Annotated in this window: 6 protein-coding genes and 1 tRNA gene; 4 read left to right on the forward strand and 3 right to left on the reverse strand. The window is 58.2% G+C overall.

Annotation, left to right across the window (positions count from 1 at the left end):
• Positions 1-47: 47 nt before the first annotated feature.
• The 3 genes from nagB to AC0AP0_RS07390 are packed head-to-tail and all read right to left on the reverse strand — an operon-like array spanning position 48 to position 3,249.
• Positions 48-836: a glucosamine-6-phosphate deaminase gene (gene nagB / locus AC0AP0_RS07380; protein WP_029679028.1), complete on the reverse strand. Its 789-nt coding sequence runs from the start codon at positions 834-836 to the stop codon at positions 48-50.
• Positions 833-1,939: an ROK family protein gene (locus AC0AP0_RS07385; RefSeq protein ID WP_490429950.1), complete on the reverse strand. Its 1,107-nt coding sequence runs from the start codon at positions 1,937-1,939 to the stop codon at positions 833-835. The genes nagB and AC0AP0_RS07385 overlap by 4 nt, the downstream gene beginning before the upstream one ends.
• Positions 1,940-1,944: 5 nt before the next feature.
• Positions 1,945-3,249, reverse strand: coding sequence for an AGE family epimerase/isomerase (locus AC0AP0_RS07390; RefSeq protein WP_490429952.1), 1,305 nt, complete (start codon positions 3,247-3,249; stop codon positions 1,945-1,947).
• Positions 3,250-3,547: 298 nt separating this feature from the next.
• Between AC0AP0_RS07390 and AC0AP0_RS07395 the strand changes: the two genes are divergently transcribed.
• The 4 genes from AC0AP0_RS07395 to AC0AP0_RS07410 all read left to right on the forward strand — a co-directional run bounded on the left by AC0AP0_RS07395 (position 3,548) and on the right by AC0AP0_RS07410 (position 6,306).
• Positions 3,548-4,666, forward strand: a complete 1,119-nt coding sequence (locus tag AC0AP0_RS07395) for an ROK family protein (RefSeq protein ID WP_490429954.1) — start codon at positions 3,548-3,550, stop codon at positions 4,664-4,666.
• Positions 4,667-4,789: 123 nt separating this feature from the next.
• Positions 4,790-4,860 (forward strand) — tRNA-Gly (locus AC0AP0_RS07400).
• Positions 4,861-4,963: 103 nt separating this feature from the next.
• Complete coding sequence (locus AC0AP0_RS07405) at positions 4,964-5,422, forward strand: hypothetical protein (protein ID WP_110412305.1); 459 nt, start codon at positions 4,964-4,966, stop codon at positions 5,420-5,422.
• A gap of 650 nt (positions 5,423-6,072) precedes the next feature.
• Positions 6,073-6,306, forward strand: coding sequence for a DUF2188 domain-containing protein (locus AC0AP0_RS07410; protein WP_045934889.1), 234 nt, complete (start codon positions 6,073-6,075; stop codon positions 6,304-6,306).
• Positions 6,307-6,536 lie beyond the last annotated feature (230 nt).

Genomic DNA, 6,536 nt, shown 5'->3' on the forward strand with positions numbered 1-6,536 from the left:
GAGCCCCGCCGACTCGTATGCTTCCTTGGACATGTTTGGTTTGCCTTCTAGATGGACTGCCAGTCAGGCTTGTTGGCATATGCCCACTTGTAGTAGTCGCGGTTGCGCAGGCGGGAGGCGGCGGCCTCGTCCACAATCACGGTGGCGTGGGGATGCATCTGGAGGGCGGAGGCCGGGCAGAAGGACGATATGCCGCCCTCTACGCTCTCGGCCACAGCTTCTGCCTTGCCAGCGCCGAAGGCCAGGAGGACCAGCTGGCGTGCCTTGAGGATGGTTCCGATTCCTTGGGTGATGCAGTGGGTGGGCACCTGGTCCATGTCATTGTCGAAGAAGCGGGCGTTGTCGATGCGGGTCTGCTCGGTCAGGGTCTTGATGCGGGTGCCTGAAGCCAGGGAGGATCCGGGCTCGTTGAAGCCGATGTGTCCGTCGGTCCCGATGCCTAGGATCTGCAGGTCGACGCCGCCGGCATCCTCGATTGCCTGGTCATATACCCGGCCAGCGTCCTTGATGGTGTCCAGGTTCCCATTGGGCACTCTCACCTTGGCGGGGTCCAGGCCCAGAGGCTCGACCACGGTCCGGTCGATGGTGGAACGGTAGGACTGGGGGTGGGCCGGATCCAGCCCCGCGTACTCATCCAGGGCGAAGCCACGCACCTGTGAGACGTCGATCCCCTCCTTGTGGACCAGATCGGCTAGCGCCTTGTATGCTGCCAGAGGGCTGGACCCCGTGGCCAGACCCAGCACGCAGTCAGGCTTGCGCCGGATCAGGTCGGCTGTGCAGCGGGCATAGATTTCGCCGGCTTCCTCCTGGGACTTGACGATGATGATTTCGGTCATGATGCGATTTCCTTTCCTATAAAGTCAGATGGGTGACTACCAGCGGCCATGCGTCCTGCCAGGGCGGCGCCGATGGCTGCGATGGGCAGGTCGGTTGGGGCCAGACGCAGCCGGTCAGGCAGACTCAGCGAGGCGATGAAGTGGCTGCAAGCCGCGCTTTTATTCAGATGCTCGGTGACCAGATCCAGCAGGGGCTGGCCGGTTTTGCTCATGCCACCGCCCAAGATGATTACAGCTGGATCGATAGTCAGGGCCACGATCTGGACAGCCAAGGCAATGCCATGGCCGATGATGTCCTGGACTTCCTGGGCGTGCTGGTTTCCCTTGCTTGCCTGGGCAATCAGATCAGGCAGGGGGTGGGCGATTCCCGGCCAAAGGGCTTCCACTGCCGAACCTGAGGCCACGGTCTCCAGACAGCCACACTGGCCGCACTTGCAGGGGAACTGGTGGGCATCCACTGCGATGTGGCCAATTTCGCCGATTGCCCCGCTGGCTCCATGTTCGATCCGACCCTCACGGATGATGCCCGCAGCCAGACCAGTGCCTAGGTTGATGAAGGCCACTACGTGGTCGTCCTGGTCGGGCAGGGCCCTGGGTCCGTCACGCCCAGGCTCTGATGCAGGGCGTCGTGCCTGGTTCCGGGCGGCCACGGAGTGGGGTGTGGTCCCAGGGGCCACCAGGGTGTCGCCATCCTGCGAGGCGGCCCCCAGGGCAGCGATGTTAACATCGTTCTCGACGCGGACGGGCAGGCCGGTCGTCTTGGCAACGGCAGGGCCCAGAGCCATGTGGCGGATGCCCAGGTTGACTGCGTCATCCACTATTCCCCGGTTGGCATCCACCCGCCCCGGGATGCCCAGACCTATGGTGGCCGGACCCTGGTTCGGGCCCACTCGATCCAGCAGGTGCCGGATAAGTGTCACCGTGTCGTCATGAACCGCTTGGTTGCCCTCGCGCGTAGGGATTCGATGGCAGGCCAGCAGGTGCTTGCCGCCGTCCATGGCCACGCCCTCGATCTTGGTGCCGCCGATGTCAATTCCTAGGCTGATCGGACCGGGCTGGGCGCTATCTGTATCCGCCTCGGGATGCGGGGTCGATGCTGTCATGGATTTCAGCGGGCCTGATCCTGGTCCGCCCGTCCCTGTCCGCAGGCCTTCTTGATGGCCGTAGCGATGGAGACCGCCGGGTCGTTGTAGGGGATCAGAGTGGATTGGAAGGCGTGATAGAGGTCGGACTTGCCGGGCCAGACCGTGCCGATGACTTGGTTGCCGGCATCCAGCTGATGCCACCAGGATCCGCCCTTGTGGTCAATCAGGTAGTGGTCTACGTAGCTGCAGAAGGTGGCATACCAGTCGGCGTAGGTGGCCTTGCCGGTGGCCGCGTAGAGGGTGGACGAGGTGTTCAGGGCCTCGGCCAGGGTCCAGTGCATGCGGTCGTGGACTACCGGGCGGCCTTGCCAGTCCGTGGTGTATACCAGGCCCTCGGCCCCGTCAGTGGCCCAGCCATCTTCCACAGCCCTGGCGAACAGGTGCTCGGCTGCCTCGATGTAGGGGCGACGGTCGGCCTCCTGATCGAACCTGCTTAGGGCGTACTGAGTGATCAGCCTGGACCATTCGATTCCGTGGCCCGGGGTTGCCCCGTAAGGCTTGAACTGATCGGCCTTGTTGTCCTGGTTGTAGTCCAGGTCGGCCTGCCAGTCGCTGTTGAAATGCTCGGGTATACGCCACTGGTTGTTCTTTGCCCAGCCGATGACCTGGTCGATGATGCGGCCGGCGCGCTCGCGGTAGTTCTCTTTACCAGTGGCATCGGCCACAGCCAGGAAGGCCTCGGTGCTGTGCATGTTGGCGTTGAGCCCCCGGTAGGGGTCAAGCCGGGTGAAGCCACTGTCCCAGGTGTCCACGGCCAGGCCCTTATCGTCATCCCAGAAGTAGCGGTTGAAGATCTCCAGCGCCTGATCCAGCAGGGCTTGTCCATCGGAGTCGCCGGCCAGCATGGCCGAGGAGGCAGCCAGGACCACGAAGGCGTGGGTGTAGCAGGTCTTGCCGCTCTCGGGCTGGCCCTGCCAGGAGACCGAGGGGTACCAGCCGCCGTGTTCGTCATCGTGCAGGTTGCCTTGAAGGGCCTGGACGCCGCGGTGGACCAGCTCCGATGCTCCCGGGTAGCCCAGGAGGCTGCCGATGGCGTAGACGTGGGTCATCCGGCAGGTGATCCAGGTCTGGATTCCCTGCTCGGGATCGATGCTGCCGTCGTCATTGAGCCAGCCGGCGCCGCCCTGCTCGGTGGGGAACCCGCGCCCGAAGTCCAGGAAGCCATAAGTTTGTGAGGCCATGAAGATACGGTTGGCTTCGTTGCCCAGCAGGTATCGGGGATTTATGGCGGACGATGAGACTCCCGAATGGTTCGGTGTCGTGGTCATGGCGATCGCTCCTTTGCTCAGCGAGGGGATGCAGCTGTTTCTGGTATCTGTTCATAGCCTAACACGTAATTGTTAGGAAACTGAACTTTTTACTGGTTGCCCCAGTGGTCTTGCTCACGATGCTAGTGCGCAATCATGAAAACAAACAGCTTTGTTGCCGCAATGGCGAGGTTTGGACCTGACCGAACAAGGAAGTTTACAATATAAGGAGCAAGTATGGATGGGCATGATTACGGGGTTCAAGGCCCAATCCCCATGGCGGGTCCCCGTACCCGCATTATCTATCGTCAGGCGAATCATGACCAGTAATACCGGCAACCTGTCCAAGGCGCTGCCCAAGTCGGTGCGGCATCACAACCGAGCCGTCCTGCTCAGGCTGCTCTACCCCGATGTCAGTATGACCAGGGCTGACCTGGCCCGCGCATCAGGGCTGACCAGGGTCGCCATATCGGACATCGTGGCCGAGCTGCTGGGCGAGCATCTGCTCATGGAGGTGGGGTATAGCAAATCCACTGGTCCGGGCAAGAGGGGACGGCTGCTGCGCATCAATCCTGACGGGCGCAGCATCCTGGCCCTGGACCTTTCCACGCCCTACGTTTTCAGGGGAGCGGTGCTCAACCTGACCGGGCAGGTGGTGGGGCGTGAGGAGATCCCGCTGACTGCTGACGGCAAGATCCCCCTAGACCTGGTGGGAGAGCTGACCGATTCATTGATGCAACGTGCAGCCCATCCCATCATGGGTATCGGCGTATCCAGTCCCGGCATCGTCAGTGCCGAAGGCGTGGTGGATGATGCCACCAACCTGGGCTGGGTTCAGACCGACCTTCGCGGCTATCTGCATGAGAAGACAGGCCTGGAGGTGACGGTCAACAACGACGCCAACAACGAGGTACTGGCCGAGCAGCAGTTTGGCTCAGGCCAGTCCGACCTATTGCTGGTCCATCTGGGCGACGGAGTTGGGGCAGGGTTGCTGGTTTCCGGCGAGCTTGTGACCGGCTGCAATCGTGCGGCCGGCGAGATCGGCCATGTGGTGGTGGATCCCACCGGTCCTCAGTGCCGTTGCGGTAAGCGCGGTTGCCTGGAATCGCTGATTAGCGTTCCCAAGCTGACTGCTGCGATGGACCGGGATCCCGACAATCTGGCCAGCATTTTGCGCCGTGCTGGCGAACTGCTTGGTCGTGTTCTGACCATGCCTGCCGGCCTTATGGACATTCCTCGCGTGGCTGTCTTGGGCGACTCCAGAGTGGTCAACCGCATCTTCCTGAGCGCCATGGAGAAGACCATGAACGATGCCCTGGCCACTGATTTCCGTCGGCCTTTGGTAGTTGACCGTTCGGCCCTGGGTGAGGATGCAGCCTTGCTTGGAGCCTGCTCCACAGTGGTGGCCGATCTGATCGAGCCCGACGGCACTGTCTGAAAGTGGATTGAATACCTATCTCGCAACTGTGCCCAGAGCTGGTGATTCGCGCACATCGCCGAGACCTGCTACCATGGTGACTCGCATGCGGTTGGCCGAGGTCTGAGTCCGGTAGTCGCATTTGCGGGCGTAGTTCATTGGTAGAATGGAAGCTTCCCAAGCTTCAGAGGCGGGTCCGATTCCCGTCGCCCGCTCTCGCTAGGAACATTGGAATGCCAAAGAGGGCGATGGCTTATAGCTTCCTATTTATAAATAAACTTAAACGTTCTAGCTATATCAATCATGAGAGGATTGAAAATGGTTGCATTAGAGACCGCTGCAGTATCTCTTACACAACTAGTTGCAAAGTCTGTCGGTGATGGAATTCTTTCAAAGGTGAAAGCGATTAAACTGCAAAAAGATCAGAATGCAATGGCTAATGCATATGATGCAATTATCAACGATTTAGTGCAGGATCGGGCTGAAGCTATAAGGATAGCCCAAGCGTACAAGACAGAGGTTGATAGGATTGAAATCAGCGATGATGACATCAACCATTTGCATAATACTATAGAAAAGCTGATTAGGATTTTCGGAAAATCTGATGCTGAATTTACGGAGACGGCCGATCAAATAAATGCACTTATCTCGGTGGACACACTCAAAGCTATACAGCTTCTAGGCTTCAACTACAAAGAAGCAATTGGAGAGCCGCTAACAAGAATATGCGCTGACGCAATTCAAAAAGGCTTATCTGGGAAAATTGCAATTAATTAACAACTAGTTCTATCGATATCTTTAAGGGAAAAGAGTCTTATCAATTCGTTTTGCCAGATGAATTCGTAGCTCACGACATATATAAATGCAATGCAGACCCGTTGAGTCGATCTTCAAGTTCATCCGTATTACGCTTGACACTTAGCGACTTGTGCAGTAGTTTCCGAAGTCCGGGCCATTCTGGGAATTGTAATGCGTTAATGGGCACGAATGATTCTTGCCAACTGTATATAACTGTTCGGCGACATTCGGGAAGAAATGACCCTCTGCATCTGCAAATATTTAGGTGAGGTTCCGGATATTCAAAATATGACGCATAGCGATGGCCGGGATTGCATGATTTAAGAATATTAGAAGCTGCTATGATTCCGACTTTTACAGGCTGATCTATAGCTTTTCCGGTTTGTGGCTCCGCTCCTTACCGTTGTAGCTTTCATCGTTTTACTTGTCCTCTTTCTTCTAAAGGTGCTTGGCATAAATGCCATTTCCTCAGACCCCATATAGGTCGCAAAACTCGTAGCGAAAGGATTTCTTTTGCAAAATCAGTACCTGACAATATTCCTGGAAATTCTGGAGTGTCGAAGCACGGTGCCTTAGATCGGGCAGTGGAAGATGAGGGGGTACAGGGAAGTATGGAAAGGACGGCCATCATGGCTGATTATCACGTGCAATACGACGGGGATCGCGATCTTTGGACAGTCAAGCGGGCCGGGGCCTCACGCGTCTCCCGCACCTTCGCCACCAAGGCGGAGGCCACCAAGCAGGCCAAGGTCTTTGCAGACCGGTCCGGCGGCGGCGAGGTCAATATCCATAACAAGGGTGGCAACAAAATCCGCGACAAGCGCACCATAGGCAAGAAGGATCCCCGAGACATCAAGGGCTGAACGCCAACTGAGCTCTGAGTCTTTTCACCATCATCGGGCCTGTGCTGGTGCTGAACGTCGCGGCGATAAGTAACTATGCGCTTCTGACTAGGCCCATCTATCAGCCCGGCAGGATGTTGGGATGGTGAAGCATTGGCCGGCGTCGCTGGTCTGTATGTGTCCGCCCCCATAGACTGAAACCAACCGTGAAAGGTGGCGAAGTCGATGGCCGATGGATTCAACCAGCTGGA

This window comes from Bifidobacterium sp. POST2/T3 (B1) (assembly GCF_058197115.1).